This window comes from Curtobacterium sp. MR_MD2014, from assembly GCF_000772085.1.
Taxonomy (GTDB): Bacteria; Actinomycetota; Actinomycetes; order Actinomycetales; family Microbacteriaceae; genus Curtobacterium.
In genome coordinates, this window is the sequence record NZ_CP009755.1 from 3165470 (window position 1) to 3183563 (window position 18094).

Annotated in this window: 16 protein-coding genes; 4 read left to right on the top strand and 12 right to left on the bottom strand. The window is 70.5% G+C overall.

What is annotated here, in order from left to right:
• Nucleotides 1-5 precede the first annotated feature (5 nt).
• Genes NI26_RS14635 through NI26_RS14645 form a run of 3 tightly spaced genes read right to left on the bottom strand, consistent with a single transcriptional unit; the run spans nt 6 to nt 2896 of the window.
• Nucleotides 6-815 carry an SURF1 family cytochrome oxidase biogenesis protein gene (locus NI26_RS14635; protein ID WP_066656915.1) on the bottom strand — a complete coding sequence of 270 codons (810 nt, stop codon included), beginning with the start codon at nt 813-815 and terminating at the stop codon, nt 6-8.
• Between the two features lie 5 nt (nt 816-820).
• Nucleotides 821-2362, bottom strand: coding sequence for a cation:proton antiporter (locus NI26_RS14640; protein ID WP_066656918.1), 1542 nt, complete (start codon nt 2360-2362; stop codon nt 821-823).
• A gap of 3 nt (nt 2363-2365) precedes the next feature.
• Entirely contained in the window at nt 2366-2896 is a 531-nt protein-coding gene (locus tag NI26_RS14645) for a cation:proton antiporter regulatory subunit (protein ID WP_058728934.1), read from the bottom strand.
• Nucleotides 2897-3008: 112 nt separating this feature from the next.
• Between NI26_RS14645 and NI26_RS14650 the strand changes: the two genes are divergently transcribed.
• On the top strand, nt 3009-3530 hold the full coding sequence (locus tag NI26_RS14650; RefSeq protein WP_066656920.1) for a hypothetical protein: 522 nt from the start codon (nt 3009-3011) through the stop codon (nt 3528-3530).
• Nucleotides 3531-3632: 102 nt separating this feature from the next.
• Here NI26_RS14650 and NI26_RS14655 read toward each other — a convergent pair whose 3' ends face one another.
• The 7 genes from NI26_RS14655 to NI26_RS14685 all read right to left on the bottom strand — a co-directional run bounded on the left by NI26_RS14655 (nt 3633) and on the right by NI26_RS14685 (nt 11704).
• Nucleotides 3633-5393, bottom strand: a complete 1761-nt coding sequence (locus NI26_RS14655; protein WP_144411473.1) for a glycerol-3-phosphate dehydrogenase/oxidase — start codon at nt 5391-5393, stop codon at nt 3633-3635.
• A gap of 258 nt (nt 5394-5651) precedes the next feature.
• On the bottom strand, nt 5652-6773 hold the full coding sequence (locus NI26_RS14660; protein ID WP_066656924.1) for a GuaB3 family IMP dehydrogenase-related protein: 1122 nt from the start codon (nt 6771-6773) through the stop codon (nt 5652-5654).
• Between the two features lie 145 nt (nt 6774-6918).
• Nucleotides 6919-7104, bottom strand: a complete 186-nt coding sequence (locus tag NI26_RS14665; RefSeq protein WP_144411388.1) for a hypothetical protein — start codon at nt 7102-7104, stop codon at nt 6919-6921.
• A gap of 409 nt (nt 7105-7513) precedes the next feature.
• Nucleotides 7514-8356, bottom strand: coding sequence for an ABC transporter ATP-binding protein (locus tag NI26_RS14670; RefSeq protein WP_066656928.1), 843 nt, complete (start codon nt 8354-8356; stop codon nt 7514-7516).
• Nucleotides 8353-9282, bottom strand: coding sequence for an ABC transporter ATP-binding protein (locus NI26_RS14675; RefSeq protein ID WP_066656931.1), 930 nt, complete (start codon nt 9280-9282; stop codon nt 8353-8355). Before NI26_RS14675 ends, NI26_RS14670 begins: the two co-directional genes overlap by 4 nt.
• Nucleotides 9275-10261 (bottom strand): branched-chain amino acid ABC transporter permease, encoded by a 987-nt coding sequence (locus NI26_RS14680; RefSeq protein WP_066656933.1) that lies wholly within the window; start codon nt 10259-10261, stop codon nt 9275-9277. The genes NI26_RS14675 and NI26_RS14680 overlap by 8 nt, the downstream gene beginning before the upstream one ends.
• A gap of 12 nt (nt 10262-10273) precedes the next feature.
• A complete protein-coding gene (locus NI26_RS14685; protein WP_235426391.1) occupies nt 10274-11704 on the bottom strand; it encodes a branched-chain amino acid ABC transporter permease in 1431 nt (476 codons plus the stop codon).
• A gap of 318 nt (nt 11705-12022) precedes the next feature.
• On the opposite strand from NI26_RS14685, the gene guaB reads away from it, so the two are divergent.
• From guaB to NI26_RS14700, 3 genes are all read left to right on the top strand, one after another.
• Entirely contained in the window at nt 12023-13525 is a 1503-nt protein-coding gene (guaB, locus tag NI26_RS14690) for an IMP dehydrogenase (RefSeq protein ID WP_066656935.1), read from the top strand.
• 211 nt (nt 13526-13736) lie between these two features.
• The gene (locus NI26_RS14695; RefSeq protein WP_066656936.1) at nt 13737-14618 is read left to right on the top strand and encodes a hypothetical protein; all 882 of its coding nucleotides are present in this window, start codon (nt 13737-13739) and stop codon (nt 14616-14618) included.
• Between the two features lie 505 nt (nt 14619-15123).
• Nucleotides 15124-16458, top strand: a complete 1335-nt coding sequence (locus tag NI26_RS14700) for an ABC transporter substrate-binding protein (protein WP_066656937.1) — start codon at nt 15124-15126, stop codon at nt 16456-16458.
• Between the two features lie 189 nt (nt 16459-16647).
• Here the strand turns inward: NI26_RS14700 and rarD are convergent, their stop codons facing one another.
• Both rarD and groES read right to left on the bottom strand, forming a co-directional pair.
• A complete protein-coding gene (gene rarD, locus NI26_RS14705) occupies nt 16648-17610 on the bottom strand; it encodes an EamA family transporter RarD (protein ID WP_066656944.1) in 963 nt (320 codons plus the stop codon).
• A 161-nt stretch (nt 17611-17771) separates the two neighbouring features.
• Nucleotides 17772-18068 carry a co-chaperone GroES gene (groES, locus tag NI26_RS14710; protein WP_056121496.1) on the bottom strand — a complete coding sequence of 99 codons (297 nt, stop codon included), beginning with the start codon at nt 18066-18068 and terminating at the stop codon, nt 17772-17774.
• Between the last annotated feature and the right edge of the window lie 26 nt (nt 18069-18094).

The following is an 18094-nucleotide window of genomic DNA, read 5'->3' on the forward strand; positions in this document are numbered from 1 at the left end:
CGATCCTACCGGTGCGACCGGGCGGGCTCGGCGGGCTCCCCCGGGCTCCCGGCGGCGTCGGTGTCCGCGGCCGCGGCCTCGCGGGCGTCCTCCTGCTCGCGCTCCCAGGCGTCCTTCACGAACCGGTACCAGAGGAACACGGCGAACCCGGCGAACACGACCCACTCGATCGCGTAGAAGAGGTTGAGCCAGTCGAAGCGGACCTCGCGCGTCGGAGCACGGTCGGCGATGGTGCCGAGGTCGGCGGCCTTCGCGGTGGTGCCGTCGGCGACGACGTACCCGATGTACATCCGGTCGTCGAAGGCCTTCCAGGTGTTCACGAACCGGGCCGGGGCCACGGCCGAGTACTCACCCTTGCTGTAGGCGTCCTGGTCCGGGGACTCTGCCGGGTAGTAGCGCCCCTGCACCGTGAGCTCCTGGCCGTCGGTGAGGCGCTCGCCCCCCGCCTCGGCCTGTCGCCGCTGGTCGGACCAGCCGATGACGACCGGCAGGCTCGCACCGGTCTCCGTGTCGACGAGGTGTCCGATCGCCTGGTAGGTGCCGCCGCCGGACCGCCCGGTCAGGATCGTCGTGTCACCCGCGACGAACGTGCCCGTGACGGAGATGCGCTGCCCGGCGATGGACTCCGACGCCGCACGGCCGGGCTCGGTGACGTCCTCGAGGGCCTTGCGGGTCTCGGTCGTCGCCGGCAGGGGCTTGCCGTTCGCGATGCTCCGCTCGAGCTGCCACTTGCCGAGGCCCGCGAAGGTCCCGGCGAGCACGAGCGCCAGCAGGAGCAGTGCGATCCACCTCGGTCGTCGGGCTACGGCCCACATCTGTATCAGTACTCCGGATCGCGCTGGCGGACCGGGCGCTTCGGGCGCTCGGCAGGGATGTCCACCGGCGATGTCACGGGTTCGCTCGTCGTCGGCTCCGGTGACCCATTCTCGCGCTCTTCCCTGCCCGCAGCCTCCACGAGGGCGAACTCCTCGGCGAACTGGCGGTCCCGCTCGGCACGACGCGCGGCGGCCGCCGCGTCCTGGTCGGCGACGCCGGCCTCGGCGGCGGTGTCGATCGCCTCGTCGAGGGCCGGTCCGGCCGGGATCCCGACACCGGCAGCGCCGGCAGCGCCGGCAGCACCCGTCGCGCCGTCCGGACCCGAACGGCCCGTACCGCGGCCGAGCCGGTCGCGCAGGCGCTGGCGCAGCCGCGCCACCCGGGCGGGACGCACCACGAGGCGGCCGATCCGGTCCGAGTTGACGGCGAGCAGCGGACCCAGGACGGCCATCACGAGGACGTAGAGGCCCGCGAAGGCGGTGATCCGCGCCTCCAGGCCGGCGGCAGCCGAGAGCGTCGCGAGGATCAGCGCGAACTCGCCACGGTTGACCAGGATCACCGCGGTGTTGATCCCCTGCTGGACGTTGAAGCCGTTCATGCGGGCGACGAGCTGCCCGGCGACGGCGTTCAGCACGATGGTCATGCCGATCGCGCCGAGGACGGGCCAGAGCACCTCGCCGAAGGTCGACAGGTCGAGTCCGAGGCCGAAGTTCACGAAGAAGAACGCCGCGAACACGTCGCGCATCGGGAGCGCCAGCTGCTCGATACGGTCCCGGTACCGGGTCGCACCGCAGAGCAGGCCGATCACGAACGCACCGATGGCGTCGGTCACGCCGAGCAGGTCACCGATGCCGCCGAACATCACCGCCAGCCCGAAGAACAGCACCGTGAACAGCTCGTCGTCGCGGGTGGCGAAGATCTTCGACACCCACTTGCCGGCGAACCGGGCGAGCGTGAACATGACGATGAGGAAGCCGAACGCGAGCGCGAGCTTGCCGACCACGGCCCAGAGGTTCGTGTCGCCGGAGAGCACCACGGAGACGATCGCCAGGTAGATGGCGATGAAGACGTCCTCGATGACGGTGACGCCCAGGATCATCGGGGTCTCGTCGTTCGCCAGGCGCCGCAGCTCGATGAGCAGCTTCGTGACGATCGCACTCGACGACGTGGCCGTCATGCCCGCGATGATCAGGGCCTCTCGCGTGCCCCAGCCGAGCGAGAACCCGAAGGCGAACCCGACGCCCATGTTGATGGCGACGTACGTGCCGCCGGAGACCAGGAGCTTCCCGGCGTTGCCGTAGAACTCCTCCTGGTCGAACTCCAGCCCGAGGTTGAAGAGCAGGAGGATGAGCCCGAAGGTCGCGATGAGCTCGATCGTGTGCGACTCGACGTTGAGGCCGATCCACGGGGTGTGCGGGCTCGCGATGAGCCCGACCACCATGTAGATCGGGATGGCGGGCAGACCGATCGTCTTGCCCAGGCGCCCGAGCACGTAGGCGATGACGAAGAGCACACCGATGGTGAGCAGTTCGCCGCCGAGATGCACGGGTCAGCTCCCGGGCGGCGCCTCGGCGGCAGCCGCCGCCAGCTGTCCGCTGCGGTAGAAGGAGAACGCCTTGGCGACCTTCTCGGGAGCGCCGGCGACGACGATGGTGTCACCGGGGAACACGACGAAGTCCGGCGAGGGAGCGGGGTTGGCGCTGTCGCCGCGGACCACGGCGACGACGGTCAGGCCGATGAAGCCCGAGTCGTGCAGGTCGCCGAGGGGCTTGCCGGCGATGGCGTCCTCGTAGTCGACGCTGAACCAGTCGATCGACAGGCCGGGGATCTCGTCGAGCTTGTCGAGGCCCTCGGTGATCCGGGTACCGCCGAGCAGTTCGGCGAGGGTGTGCGCCTCGTCCTCGCTCAGGCGGAGCGAGACCTTCTCCGACTTGTCCGCGCCGTCGGAGACGTCGGCGAACGAGATGAGGTCGGAGTGCCCCGACCGGTGCGTGATGACACCGCACTTGCCACCGTCGTCGGTGTAGAAGCTGTGCAGCACGCCGACTCCGGGGAGTTTGACGCGATGGACGTCGACCATGATGGCTCCCTTGGTGAGTACCCCGATGATAACCACCGGGTGCGGCAGCCCATTCCGCGGGTCATCCGGTCGGTGGACGCGTGCCGGTCAGACCCGTCGCTAGCCTCGCCGCATGGGGAACACCGGGGGCCGTGCCCGCATCGTCGTCGCCGTCGTCGGGGTGGTGGTCGTCGCGGCCTACGCGGCACTGCTGGCCGTGAACGCGCTCGTGCTCGACCCGCTCGGCGCGGTGCCGGGGCGCTCGCTCGAGCAGATCTACGCGCGGGTGGACGTGGGCAACGACGTGGCGCAGGACGTCGTCGGCGTGCTCGTCGTCGCAGGCATCGGCGTGGGACTGGCGCTCACCGCAGCGGTCGTCGGACTCGCGTCGCGGCTGCCGACGACGACGATCGCGGTGCTGCACCTCGGCATCCTCGCTGCGGGCGCACTCGCGACGTTCCAGTCGGGCTTCTGGCTCGGCATGGACGTCGCCGACTCGTGGCCGACCGACGGCGCCGCGCACACGATCTGGTCCGGCGTGCTGTACCTGACGAGCACGGCGGCGCTCATCGCGATCCCGGCCGTGCTCGTCGGCGCCGCCGTCCGGACCCGCACCCGCAACACGCAACGTCGGCGACAGCTCGCAGCGGAGTAGCGCTGCGCGGAACCGCCGAGGTTGCGTTTCGCGGGAGGGACGCGGCGAGGCGACGGACGGGAGGCGCGTGGCGGGGCCGCCACGCGCCTCCCGTCCGGTGACCTACCGCGGTTCGCTCGTCTTCTCGCCCTCGACCTGCTCGTCCGTCGCCTTCGCGCCGTCGGCACCGCTCGACCGGCCACCGCCGACCACCACGTCGTCCTCGTCGAAGCCGAACGCGATGTCCGGCGCCTCGAGGCGCACCCGGTCGGCCGACTCGTCGTCGGGCTGCAGCTGCGACTCGCGCTCGGCGGCGACGCGCTTCAGGTAGTTCGACACCTCGTGCTCGGTCGTCTCCTGGTCCCACCCGAGCACGCCGGCCATGAGCTTCGCGGCGACCGGGGCCGCCTCTTCTCCGCGGTCCCACGCCTCGATCGAGATGCGGGTGCGGCGAGCGAGGACGTCCTCCAGGTGCAGGGCGCCCTCGTGCGAGGCCGCGTAGACGACCTCGGCACCGATGTAGTCGTCCGCCTGCGGCAGCGGCTCGGCGAGCGACGGGTCCTGCTCGACGAGCTGCAGCACCTCGGTGGCCTGGGTTCCGTACCGGTTGAGCAGGTGCTCGATCCGGACCTTGTGCACGCCGAACTGCCGAGCGGTGCGCCCGCGACGGTTCCAGGCCGCCGGGTAGCCCTCGGCACCGACCAGCGGGATGTCCTCGGTCGTCGAAGACGGGATCTTGCCGTCCATCGCCGCGACCGCCTCGTCGATGGCGTCCTTGCCCATCACGCGGTAGGTCGTCCACTTGCCGCCCGCGACCACGACCAGGCCCGGAGCGGTGTGCGCGACGACGTGCTCACGGCTGAGCTGCGACGTCTGGTCCGACTCGCCCGCGAGCAGCGGTCGGAGGCCGGCGTAGACGCCCTCGACGTCCTCGCGGGTGAGCGGCACCGCGAGGACCTTGTTCACGTGCTCGAGGATGTAGTCGATGTCCGCCGCGGTCGCCGCCGGGTGGGCCTTGTCGAGGTTCCAGTCGGTGTCCGTCGTGCCGACGAGCCAGTGCCGGCCCCACGGGATGACGAACAGCACGCTCTTCTCGGTGCGGAGGATCATGCCGGTGTTCGACTGGAAGCGGTCGCGCGGGATCACGAGGTGCACGCCCTTCGACGCCCGCACCTTGAACTGCCCGCGGGTGCCGACCATCGCCTGGGTGTCGTCGGTCCAGACGCCCGTCGCGTTCACGACCTGCTTCGCCCGGATGTCGAACTTCTCGCCCGTCTGGATGTCGTGCGCGTGCGCCCCGACCACCCGCTCCCCGACCTTGATGAACCCCTCGATGCGGACCCGGCTCGCCGCGTGCGCGCCGTACGACGCTGCGGTGCGCACGAGCGACGCGACGTAGCGGGCGTCGTCGACCTGGGCGTCGTAGTAGGTCATGCCGCCGACGAAGGCGTCCTTCTTCAGGCCCGGCATGTTCTTGAGGACCTGCTTGCGGCTGAGGTGCCGGTGGTGCGGGACCCCGGGCGGACGACCGCCGGACCAGCTGAACACGTCGTACATCGCCATGCCGATGCCGATGTAGAAGCGCTCCCACACGCGGTGGTTGAGCGGGTAGAGGAAGCGAACGGGCTTCACCAGGTGCGGAGCGATGCGCTGCAGCAGCAGGCCGCGTTCGATCAGGGCCTCGCGGACGAGCGCGAAGTTCAGCTGCTCGAGGTAGCGGATGCCGCCGTGCACGAGCTTCGACGAGCGGCTCGACGTCCCCGAGCCCCAGTCGCGTGCCTCGACGATGCCGACGCTCAGGCCGCGGGTGACGGCATCGAGCGCGCTGCCACCGCCGACGATGCCGCCGCCGACCACCAGGACGTCGAGCTCCCGGGTCTTCATCGCCTCGATCGCGGCGGCGCGCTCCTCCGGACCGAGCTTGGCCGCCGGGTCGAAGCCGACGCTCGCGCTCGGTGCCGTGGCATGCCGGGCGTCCTCGACGGTGCTCTCGGCACCTGCGCTCGTCGCGTCCGTGCTGGTCTGCGTGGTGCTGCTGGCTGGCTTGGCCATCGTCGCCTCCGTGCGGGTTGCGCGCACGGAGCCGGCCTCCGCGCACGGGAGCGCCGAGGCGTCACCCGTGCGGGAGCACGGGTGCCACCGTCACTGCTGGTGGTACGGCGCCACGACCACTTCTACTCGCTGGAACTCCTTGACGTCGGAGTATCCGGTGGTGGCCATCGACCGACGCAGCGCACCGACCAGGTTCGCGCGGCCGTCCCACGACGGCGTAGGCCCGTTCAGCACGTTCTCGAGCGGGGCGATCTGCCCGACCTCGACCCGACGACCGCGGGGCAGCTCGGCGTGGTGTGCCTCGGCACCCCAGTGGAAGCCACCACCCGGGGCCTCGGTCGCGCGGGCCAGTGCGGTGCCGAGCATGACGGCGTCCGCGCCGACCGCGATCGCCTTGACGATGTCGCCGGCGGTGTCGAGCCCGCCGTCCGCGATGACGTGCACGTAGCGGCCGCCGGACTCGTCCATGTAGTCGCGTCGGGCACCGGCGACGTCGGCCACCGCGGTCGCCATCGGCGCGTGGATGCCGAGGGCGGCGCGGGTCGTCGAGGCCGCTCCGCCGCCGAAGCCGACGAGCACGCCCGCGGCACCGGTGCGCATGAGGTGCAGCGCCGACGTGTACGTCGAGGCACCGCCCACGATGACCGGCACGTCGAGCTCGTAGATGAACTTCTTGAGGTTGAGCGGCTCCTGGTTCTGGGAGACGTGCTCCGCCGAGACCGTCGTGCCGCGGATGACGAACAGGTCGACACCGGCGTCGACGACCGTCTGCGAGAACTCCTGCGTGCGCTGCGGGCTGAGCGAACCGGCGACCGGCACCCCGGCGGCACGGATCTCGGCCAGGCGCGCGGTGATCAGCTCGGCCTTGACCGGCTCGGAGTAGATCTCCTGCATGCGCTTCGTGACGTTGCCGTCCGTGAGGGTCTTGATCTCCTCGTAGTACGGCGTCGGGTCCTCGTACCGGGTCCACAGGCCCTCGAGGTCGAGCACGCCCAGGATCCCGAGCTCGCCCATCTGGATGACCGTCGCCGGCGAGGACACCGAGTCCATCGGCGCCGAGAGGATCGGCGACGCGAAGGTGAACGCGTCGATCGACCACTGCACGCTCACGTCGTGCGGGTCGCGGGTGCGCCGCGAGGGGACCACCGCGATGTCGTCGAACGCGTACGCCCGACGGCCGCGCTTGCCTGCACCGATCTCGACTTCAGTCACCGGGCAAGCCTAGCGGGCGGGGTCCCGGAGTGGGACGGGTGGACGGTGCAGGGCGACGCCGTACCGGTGGGGTCACTGCTGCTGGTGCTGGTGCGGGTGCGGGTGCTGGTGCTGGTGCTGGTGCGGGTGCGGGTGCGGGTGCGGCTCAGCGTCGCGGTCGTGTCCGTCGCTTCCGCAGGGCCCGGAGGACCAGGCCGAGCAGGAGCGCGAGCACGACGAGGACCGCGAGCAGGGCGGCGGCGACCTTGACCAGCAGTGCGGCGCCCACGAAGAGCACGGCGAAGACGACCCAGACGAGGGCGTCGAGCACGAGGGGGCCGGGGGTCCGCACGTGCGTCACGCTAGCCGACGGACGGGGAGCCGGCGTGCGCGGGCCGGGCCGGCGGGGCGGGGGTGGGTCGCGCCTCCCGGCCGGGCCGGACGCAGGTGGCGGCGGCGAGACGCGGGCGTCGACGCGAGACGCGAAACGCGAGACGCCTCGGTCGACGCGAGACGCACCCGGATCCGGCGGCGTCTCGGTGTGTCCGCGGCGTCACGCTGACACGCCGGCGTCTCGGCGCCACGAACGCGACGTCCGCGACGACCGCCACGACCACCACGACCACCACGACTGCGACGCCGCCCCGGGCCTGACGACGCCCGGGGCATGAGGACGGGGCCGCGCGGCGCATCAGCAGCCTGCGCGGCCCCGTCGGGATGCGGGTACCACCCCCACAGCAGTACCCGCGGGTCGACCCCGCTCAGCGAGCGGAGTCGACGTCCTTGGCGAGCGTCCCCAGGTAGAGCTCGATGACCTTCGGGTCGTCGGCGAGCTCACGCCCGGTGCCCGAGTACGCGTTCCTCCCCTGGTCGAGCACGTACCCACGATCGCAGATCTGCAGACAGCGTCGCGCGTTCTGCTCGACCATGATGATCGACACCCCGGCCTTGTTGATCCGGCGCGTGCGGATGAACGTCTCGTCCTGGCGCACCGGCGACAGGCCCGCGGAGGGCTCGTCGAGCAGCAGCACCTTCGGGTCCATCATCAGCGCGCGGGCCATCGCGACCGACTGCCGCTCACCTCCCGACAGCGAGCCCGCCCGCTGCGTCCGCCGCTGTCCGAGGACCGGGAACAGGTCGTAGATGACCTCGAGCCGCTCGGCGAACTTCTTCGGGCGCAGGTACAGGCCCATCTGCAGGTTCTCCTCGATCGAGAGCGAGGGGAACACGTTGTTCGTCTGCGGGACGAAGCCGACGCCGGCCTGGACGAGCTTGTTCGCCTTGAGGTTCGTGATGTCCTCGCCCTGCAGGGAGACCGAGCCCTCGCGGATCGACACCAGGCCGAACAGCGCCTTGAGGAGCGTCGACTTGCCGGCACCGTTCGGACCGATGATGCCGATGAGCTCGCCCGGGTAGCAGTCGAGGTCGCAGCCGTTGAGGATGTTCACGCCCGGCAGGTACCCCGCGACGAGGTTCTTCGCGGTCAGGACGGGCTCGCCGCGGTCGATCGTCGCGGTTGCGCTCGTCGCGCTCGTCGCGCTCGTCGCACCCGTCGTCGGACTGGAGGCGCGGCCCGCGTCAGCTGCGTTCGTTGCGTCGGTCATCGGGTCGCCTCCTGCTCGTCCTGCTTGCGGTCGTCCGCCTTCGGGTGGTCGTCCGCTGCTTCCTCTTCGGCCACCTCGTCGGCCAGCTCCTCGTAGGTCTCCTCGGTGAGGAGCGAGTCGTCGCCCAGGTCGGTGTCGTGGTGCGCACCGAGGTACGCGTCGATGACGGCGCGGTCGTCCATCACCGTGTCGGCCGGGCCCTCGGCGACGACCTTGCCCTCGGCCATCACGACCACCCAGTCGGAGATGTGCCGGACCATGTGCATGTCGTGCTCCACGAAGAGCACGGTCATGCCGTCGTCGCGCAGCGACTGGATGTGTCCGAGCAGCGACTGGGTGAGCGCGGGGTTCACGCCCGCCATCGGCTCGTCGAGCATGATCATCGTCGGGTCGGACATCAGCGCGCGGGCCATCTCGAGGAGCTTCCGCTGCCCGCCCGACAGGGAACCGGCGTAGTCGTCCTGCTTCTCGAGGAGCTTGAAGCGGGCGAGCAGGTCCTCGGCCTTGGCGGTGATCTCGCGCTCGCGCTTCCGCCACAGCGCCGGGACGAGGCCGACGAAGAAGTTCTCGCCCGGCTGGTCGCGGGCGCCGAGCAGCATGTTCTGCATCACGGTGAGGCGGCTCAGCGCCTTCGTGAGCTGGAACGTGCGGACCATGCCCTTGTTGGCGATGTGCGTCGCGCTCGTCTTCTGCAGCGTGTCGCCGTTGAAGCGGGTCGTCGCGCCGGGGCTCGGCTTGTCGAAGCCGGTCAGCAGGTTGAAGAACGTCGTCTTGCCGGCACCGTTCGGGCCGATCAGGGCGGTGATGGTGCCGCGCTGCACCTCGAGGTGGTCGACGTCGACCGCGGTCATGCCGCCGAAGTGCCGGGTGACGCCGTCGACCGTCAGGATCGGGTCGGACTTCGTGTGGGTGTAGGTCTCAGACACTGAACGACAGCTCCTTCTTGTTGCCCAGGAGTCCCTGTGGCCGGAACACGATGAGGAGCATGAGCGCGACGCCGACGAGCACGTAGGAGAACTGCTCCGCCTGCTGCGCGTTCATGATCGAGTCGGGGATGAAGTCCCCGGCGAGGGTGCGGACGAAGAGCCGCACGACGAAGAACAGGATCGCCCCGAGCACCGGACCGAACACGGTCGCGGCACCGCCGAGGATCAGCGCGGTCCAGATGAAGAACGTCATGGAACGGCCCATCGCGTCCGGCTGCACGGAACTCGGCAGCACGTAGATCACCCCGGCGAGCGCACCGAGCGCGCCGCCGAACACGAGCGCCTGCATCTTGTACGAGTAGACGTTCTTGCCGAGGGACCGCACGGCGTCCTCGTCCTCGCGGATGGCCTTCACGACGCGACCCCACGGGCTGCGCATGAGCAGGAAGAGCACGAGGGTGAAGAGCGCCACGAGGCCCCAGGCCGCGATGCGGATCCACCAGCCGTTGACGCCGTTGTTCGAGTACGTGAACCACAGGATGCTCGTGGTGCCGTCGGGCAGCGGGCTGAGGGCGTTGAACGGGTCGCGGTAGCTCGACCCGGCGATGCCGTTCGAGCCGCCGGTGGTGTTCGTCAGCAGGCTGGAGCGACCGACCATGCGGATGATCTCGGCGCCGGAGATCGTCACGATCGCCAGGTAGTCGCCGCGCAACCGCAGGGTCGGGATGCCGAGGATGACCGCGAACACGATCGCGACCGCCAGGGCGACGAGCACCGCCATGACGAAGGGCAGGCCGTTCGTGATCGAGATCGCGAAGCCGTAGGCGCCGAGCAGCAGGAACGCCGCCTGGCCCATGTTGATCAGTCCGGTCAGACCGAAGTGCACGTTGAGGCCGATCGCGGCCAGGGCGAACGCCGCCGTGGTGGGGGCGAGGGCCTCCTGCGTCAGCGAGGACAGCAGGTTCAGGATGTAGTCCATGTCGGTGCTCCCTTAGCCGATGCGCTCGGCGCGACCGAAGATGCCCTGCGGCCGGAACAGCAGGATGAGGATGAGGATCACGAGCGCCGTGGCGTACTTGAAGTCACCCGGCAGCACGAGGTTCGTGAGCTCGACGACGATGCCGATGATCATCGAGCCGACGAGGGCGCCGTACGCGGTGCCGAGACCGCCGAGCGTGACGGACGCGAACATGAGCAGCAGCAGCTGGAGGCCGGTCTGCCAGTTCACGCCGTTGAGCACCAGGCCGAGCATCACGCCGGACAGGCCCGCGAGGCCGGCGGCGAGCGTCCACACGAAGCGGATGACGCGGTCGACGTCGATGCCGGACGCCGCGGCGAGCGCCGGGTTGTCCGACACGGCGCGGGTGGCACGGCCGAAGCGGGTCTTGGCCAGGAACAGGCCGGTGCCGACGAGGACGACGAGCGCGATGCCCATCGCGACGTAGGACTGCACGGTCAGCGTGAGGCCGGCGAAGGTCACCGTCTCGGGGTTGCCCTGCTGGATGCGGACGGTCGAGGCGCCGAAGAAGTACTGGAAGGCGTACTGCGCGGCGATCGACAGACCGATCGTGACGATCATGAGCTGGGTGAGGCTGATCCGACGGCGGCGCAGTGGCCTCCAGATCGCGGCGTCCTGCAGGTACCCGGTCGCCGCACAGAGCAGCGTGACGACGATGCCGGTCACCCAGATGTTCCAGCCGAGCTGGTTCGCGAAGACGTAGGCGAGGAGACCGCCGAGGGTCACCTGCTCACCGTGCGAGAAGCTCGACAGGCCGGTGGTGCCGTAGATGAGCGACAGGCCGACCGACGCGAGGGCGATGAGGAGCCCGAGCCGGATGCCCGACGCGAGCTGCTGCCAGGCGCGTGCGGCGCTGACGCTGCTCGTGTCGTCGCTGGTGGTGGCGCCCTGCTGGTCGGACAGCTGGAAGATCTGGCCGACGTTGGCGTTGAGCGTGGCGTTCACCTTGCGCTCGGCGTCGGCGGCGTTCGTCAGGTACTGCCCCTTCGGCAGCGAGTCCTGGTCGACGCTGACGGTGTACTGCCCCGCCGTGGTCACCGACACCGACCAGCGACCGGTGTCGTCGGTGGTCGCGGTCTGCGCGAACCCGCCGGCCCCGGCGACGTCGACGTCGACCCCGGTCGCGGGCTTCCGCTCGGAGTCGAGGATGGTGCCCCGGATGCAGCCGTTCGTGGGGCTGACCGTGCAGGGGCCGGAGCTCGCCGGTGCGCCGGTGCTCGGGCTGCTGCTGGCGGAGGGACTGCTCGTCGCCGCGTCGGCTGCGGGCGACACTGCCCAGTCGACCGCGAAGGTGGCGAGGAAAGCGAGGAAGAGTACTGCGGCGAGGACCAGGCGGTTGCGACCTGGTGCCCCACGGCGGAATCGGCGCATGAGCGCTGACCCCGGCGGAGTGATGGAACCCACGGATGAGCCTCTCGTTCGGATAGTCGAGGACCATAGGGATTTTTTGTGTCCCCCGTGTTTCCAGCACGTCTCCTGCACAAATCGTGCTGCATTCGTGACCGAGACCCCGTCGATCCGCGGAAATCCGCCCGTCCAGCCGGTACAGGACTCTCAGGAACGGGTCGTCGGACCGCTGTCGGCCCGCGCGCGGCGCCCGCCGTGCCCGGACGGTCGGGGGACGACGGAATGGCGGGAGTGTCCCGCGCGTTACCATGGCCCATCGGGAACCCGACGACGCGCCCCGGTGCCACCACTTCACCTCGCCCACGAAGGGGAACCATGGACCAGCCGGATCCGTTCGGATTCATCGGACTCACGTACGACGACGTCATGCTCCTGCCCGGGCACACCGACGTCATCCCGAGCGAGGCGTCCACGACGTCCCGGCTCACGAAGCGCATCGACGTGCACGTCCCGCTGCTGTCGGCTGCGATGGACACCGTGACCGAGGCGCGCATGGCGATCGCGATGGCCCGTCAGGGCGGCATCGGCATCCTCCACCGCAACATGTCCATCGCGGACCAGGCCGCGTACGTCGACAAGGTCAAGCGGTCCGAGTCCGGCATGATCACCAACCCCGTGACGACGACCCCGGACGCGACCGTGGCCGAGGTCGACGCCGTCTGCGGGCAGTTCCGCGTCTCCGGGCTGCCGGTCGTCGAGTCGGACGGCACCCTCGTCGGCATCATCACGAACCGTGACATGCGCTTCGTCGCACCGTTCGAGACGGCGACCACCCTCGTCCGCGACGTCATGACCAAGGCGCCCCTCATCACCGCGCCCGAGGGCATCGACCCCGAGGACGCGGTCGCGATCTTCGCGCAGCACAAGATCGAGAAGCTCCCGCTCGTCGACGCCGACGGCAAGCTCCGCGGCCTCATCACCGTCAAGGACTTCGACAAGAGCGAGAAGTACCCGGACGCCACGAAGGACGACGAGGGCCGCCTGCGCGTCGGCGCCGCGATCGGCTTCTTCGGCGACGCCTGGCAGCGCGCCGAGGCCCTGCGCGACGCGGGCGTGGACGTGCTCGTCGTCGACACCGCCAACGGCGAGAGCGAGGGCGTGCTCGACATGGTCCGCCGCCTGAAGGCCGACCCGTCGTTCGCCGGCATCGACGTCATCGGTGGCAACGTGGCGACCCGACAGGGCGCGCAGGCGCTCATCGACGCCGGCGTGGACGCCGTCAAGGTCGGCGTCGGGCCGGGCTCGATCTGCACCACCCGCGTGGTCGCCGGCGTCGGCGTCCCGCAGGTCACCGCCGTGTACGAGGCGTCGCTCGCCGCGCGTGAGGCCGGCGTGCCGGTCATCGCCGACGGCGGTCTGCAGTACTCGGGCGACATCGCGAAGGCCCTGGTCGCCGGTGCTGACACCGTCATGCTCGGGTCGCTCCTCGCGGGCACCGACGAGAGCCCGGGCGAGCTCGTCTTCGTCGGCGGCAAGCAGTACAAGGCGTACCGCGGGATGGGCTCCCTCGGCGCACTGCAGACCCGCGGCGAGAAGACCTCGTACTCGAAGGACCGCTACTTCCAGGCCGACGTCCCCTCGGACGAGAAGCTCATCCCCGAGGGCATCGAGGGCCAGGTCCCCTACCGCGGCTCGGTGGCGAACGCCGTCTACCAGCTCGTCGGCGGACTGCGGCAGTCGATGTTCTACGTCGGTGGCCGCACGGTGCCGGAGCTCAAGGCCCGCGGCAAGTTCGTCCGCATCACCGCGGCCGGGCTCAAGGAGTCCCACCCGCACGACATCAAGATGGTCGTCGAGGCCCCGAACTACCGCGGCTGACCCCGGACTCCTCCCCTCTCGCGCTTCTGCGCGAGACGCCCCCGTTGCGTCGAGACGCCGCCGAATCCGGCGGCGTCTCGGCGATCCGGGGGCGTTTCGCGTTGACGGTGGCGTCTCGCTCGCTCCTGCACCGAGGGTGACGGCCGGGAGGCCCTCCACAACGCACGCTGTCGCCGCTCTTCCGCCACGTGGTCACGCGAGACTGCCGCGCATGTCAGTCACGCCGTCTCCCGTCCTCGCCGGTCGTCCGGCGGACCTCCGCGACCCGGTGCGCCTGTTCCACGGCGCGGCGGTCGAGCGCGAGACGTGGGACGGTCTGGACGAACGTGGACGCCGGCGACTCGTGGTGCGCACCCGGGCCGCGGCGCTGCACCGTCCAGCGGTCGTCTCGCACCGGTCCGCCGGGGCGCTGTGGGGCCTCCCCGAACTCGGGCGCTGGGACTGGCGCCTGCACGTGATCGACCCTGCGCTCCGGAAGACGCACGTCGGCCGAGGCGTCGTGCGGCACACCGGTGACCTGTCGGAGGGCGACGTCGCCGATGCAGCCGGGGTCCCGGTGACGTGCCTGCTCCGGACGGTGGTCGACATCGTGCACGTCGCACCCCTGGCACACGCGGTCCTCGTGCTCGACCACGTGCTGCACGACGGGGCCGCGTCGCTCCCGGACCTCGAGCGTGCTCTCGCGGCCCGTGCGGGGACACGTGGTTCGCGTGTGGCCCGGACGGCGCTCGAGTTCGCGGACGGCGCCGCCGAGTCCCCGGGCGAATCGGTCAGCAGGGTGGCGATGCGGGAACTCCGAGTCGCTCCACCGGTACTGCAGCGGGAGTTCGACACCGACGCCGGACGCTTCCGGGTGGACTTCTGGTGGCCTGACGCCGGCGTCGTCGGCGAGTTCGACGGCCGGGTCAAGTACGACGACCGTGAGGCCCTGTGGACGGAGAAGCGCCGCGAGGACGCACTGCGACGGCTACCCGAGGTGAGGGGCTTCGCACGGTGGGGCATGCGCGAAGCACTCGACCCGGGGCTCCTGGCGCCCGTGCTGCTCGCGGCGGGCCTCCCGGTCGGGCGCGGCTGGGTGGAGCGGTCGCGGTGACAGAATCCCTCGGTCCTCCGTCGCCGAGACGCCACCGTCTGGAGCGTGTCGTACCTCCTCGAGACGCCGGTGTCTGCCCGAGACGCCACCAGGCTGCCGAGACACCGTCGGATTCGCGGGCGTCTCGCTGGCTTCCGGGCGTCTCGCTGGCTTCCAAGCGTCTCGCGTCGACGACGGCGTCACGCCTCGCCTCGCATCGCCTCGCCTCGCCTCGCCGAGGGCAGCCCGAGAACGACGCGGACGAGCCTCGCGCGGGAGCGCTCCAGCCGATCCCGAACGGTCCGCACGGGCCTCGGCGAGCGCGAGGACCGTCCGGACGGACTCCTCATCAGGGGTTCCCGTGCACCTCCTCAGTTTCGTCACGGGTGTGTAACGAAACGTCCAGGTGATGATCTCGGACACACACGCGAAACACTTCGGCCCTAGTTTTCTCGGCAACCCACGTGGAGGAGACCGCGCTCGACCCGATGCGGTTGGGCCTCCGCGCAGAGAAAGGGCTCCACGGATGACCAGAACCACCCGTGCCACCACGGCACTGGCAGTGGCGGGAGCGGCAGCGCTCCTCCTCGCCGCGTGTTCCACCAGCGGCAGCGCCGAGACCACTTCCTCCGCCTCCGCCGGCGGTGCGAAGAAGGACCCGGCGGCGAGCTGCAAGGCCCCCGACACCCCCGGTACCGACGCGCTGAAGATCGGCACGATCCTCCCGCTGACGGGCACCCTGTCGTACCTCAACCCGCCCGCCGAGTCCGGCGTCGGCCTCGCGGTCGAGGACATCAACTCGGCCGGAGGCGTGCTCGACAAGGACGTCAGCATCGACCCCGCGACCGACTCGGGCGACAGCAACGACATGACCGTGTCGAGCTCGGCCGCGACGAAGCTCGTCAACGCCAAGGTGCCGGTCGTCATCGGCGCCGAATCGTCGAGCGTCACGCTCAACGTCATCGACCAGCTGACGAGCAACTGCATCGTGCAGATCTCGCCGGCGAACACCGCGACCGACCTGTCCGGGTACTCGTCGCACTACTACCGGACCGCGCCGCCGGACTCGGTGCAGGGCTCGGCCCTCGGCCAGCTCGTCACGGGTGACGGCAACGCCAAGGTCGCGTTCCTGGTCTTCAACGACACCTACGGCACGGGTCTCCGCGACACCGTGCAGCAGGCGATCGAGGACTCGGGCGGCCAGGTCGTCTACGGCGGCAAGGGCAAGGGTCAGGAGTTCCCGCCCGGACAGACGACGTTCTCGTCCGAGGTCACCGCTGCGCTCGCCGCGAAGCCGGACGCCATCGTGGTTCTCGCCTTCGACGAGACGAAGTCGATCATCCCGGAGCTCAAGTCGCAGAACGCCGACATGTCGAAGATCTACATGTCCGACGGCAACACCGCGGACTACTCGAAGGACTTCGACCCGGGCACCCTCGAGGGCGCGCAGGGCACCATCCCCGGCGCCAGCCCGAAGGACGAGCTGAAGCAGCGCCTGTCGGACTTCTACAAGCAGTCCTCGGGCAAGGAGCTGGCTGACTACTCGTACGCTGCCGAGTCCTACGACGCCACGACCCTCGCTGCGCTGGCCGCGGTGAAGGGCAAGGGCACCGACTCGGGCACCATCCAGGCCAACATGGCCGCGGTGTCCGGTGCGGACGGCGGCACGAAGTGCGAGACGTTCAAGGCGTGCAAGGACCTGCTCGACAAGGGTGAGGACATCCAGTACACCGGCCCGTCCGGCATCGGTCCGTTCGACAGCAAGAACGACCCGTCGAGCGCCTACATCGGCATCTACAAGTTCGACGGCGACAACAAGCCCGTGTACCAGACCGCCATCCAGGGCTCGGTCTCGAAGTAACACGCAGCACGCGACGTCGGCCCCGGACCTCATGCAGGTCCGAGGCCGACGTCGTCCCCGCGAGACTCGCGTCCGCGGACAGTTCCGCGGGCGCGGGCCTGCGGAACTGTCCGCATGGCCGAGCCTCGGCACAGCGCTCCGAACCGCGCGCGGGCACCGGGGGCGGACGGGAGGCGCGGCTCGCGCCCGTCAGGCCGGCTCGGCCGCCGCAGGGGCGAGCGTCCGCCGCCGCGCGGCCCGGGCCGCCACGAAGCTGTCGACCGTCAGGACCACGAGCGCGACCCAGACGATCCCGAAGCCGATCCACCGCGCGGGCGGCATCGCCTCGTGCTGCACGACCACGCCGACCAGGAGCTGCATCACCGGCGCGAGGTACTGCGTCAGGCCGAGCGTCGACAGGGACACCCGCCGGGCGGACGACGCGAAGAGCAGCAGCGGCACCGCGGTCGCGGGCCCGGTGAGCACCGTGACGAGGACGTGCGGCCACCCCTCGCTCGTGAACGTCACCCCGCCGCCGAGACCCGTGACGCCGAGCACGACGAGCGCCCCCACGGCGATCGGGACCAGCCAGACGGTCTCGATCGTCAGGCCGCTCAGCGCGTCGACGGTGCCCCCGACCCGCTTCTTCACCAGGCCGTAGCACCCGAACGAGAAGGCCAGCGCGAGCGAGATCCACGGCACCTGCCCGTAGCCGACCGCGATGACGACGACCGCGACGACGCTGATGCCGACGGCAGCCCACTGCGCCGCACGCAGGCGCTCGCGGAGGACGACCACGCCGAGGGCGATCGTGACGAGCGGGTTGATGAAGTACCCGAGCGCCGCCTCGACCGTGTGGCCCGTCGTCGTCGCGGCGACGTACACGGTCCAGTTCACCAGGATGAGCACGGCCGCGAGTCCCATCACGAGCATCACCCGGCGCTGGGCGAGCAGGGAGCGGGTGCGGAGCCACGACCGGGTGACGGCGATCGCCACCGCGCAGAAGACCAGGCCGAAGACGATCCGCCAGGCGACGATCTCGAACGCGCCGGCGGGGGCCATCGCGGCGAAGAGCAGGGGCATCAGTCCCCAGAGTCCGTACGCGACGATCGCCTGCACGACGCCGACGGATGCCTCGCTGCGTGCCGGACGCGCCGGGGTCGCTTCACTCACGGGACCATCCTAGGAAGGGGCGCGGACGCTGCGGGCGGACAGCGCGCCTCCAAGCCGACCACCGGGACGGGCCGGGAGCGCCGCAGCGACACGCGCCCGGACGCACGAACGCCCCGCCGGCTGCGAGCCGGACGGGGCGTTCGTGACGAGAGCTGCTGGTCTCAGTGCTCGATGACCGCGAGGACGTCGCGCGCCGAGAGGACGAGCAGGTCCTCGCCGGAGTACTTGACCTCGGTGCCGCCGTACTTCGAGTAGATGACCTTGTCGCCGACGGCGACGTCGAGCGGCACGCGGTTGCCGTTGTCGTCGATGCGACCCGGACCCACGGCGACGACCTCGCCCTCCTGGGGCTTCTCCTTCGCGGTGTCCGGGATGACGAGACCGGAAGCGGTGGTCTGCTCCGCCTCGACCTGGCGGATGACGATGCGATCCTCGAGCGGCTTGATGGTGACGGCCACGGTGACCTCTTCTTTCTCGGTACTGA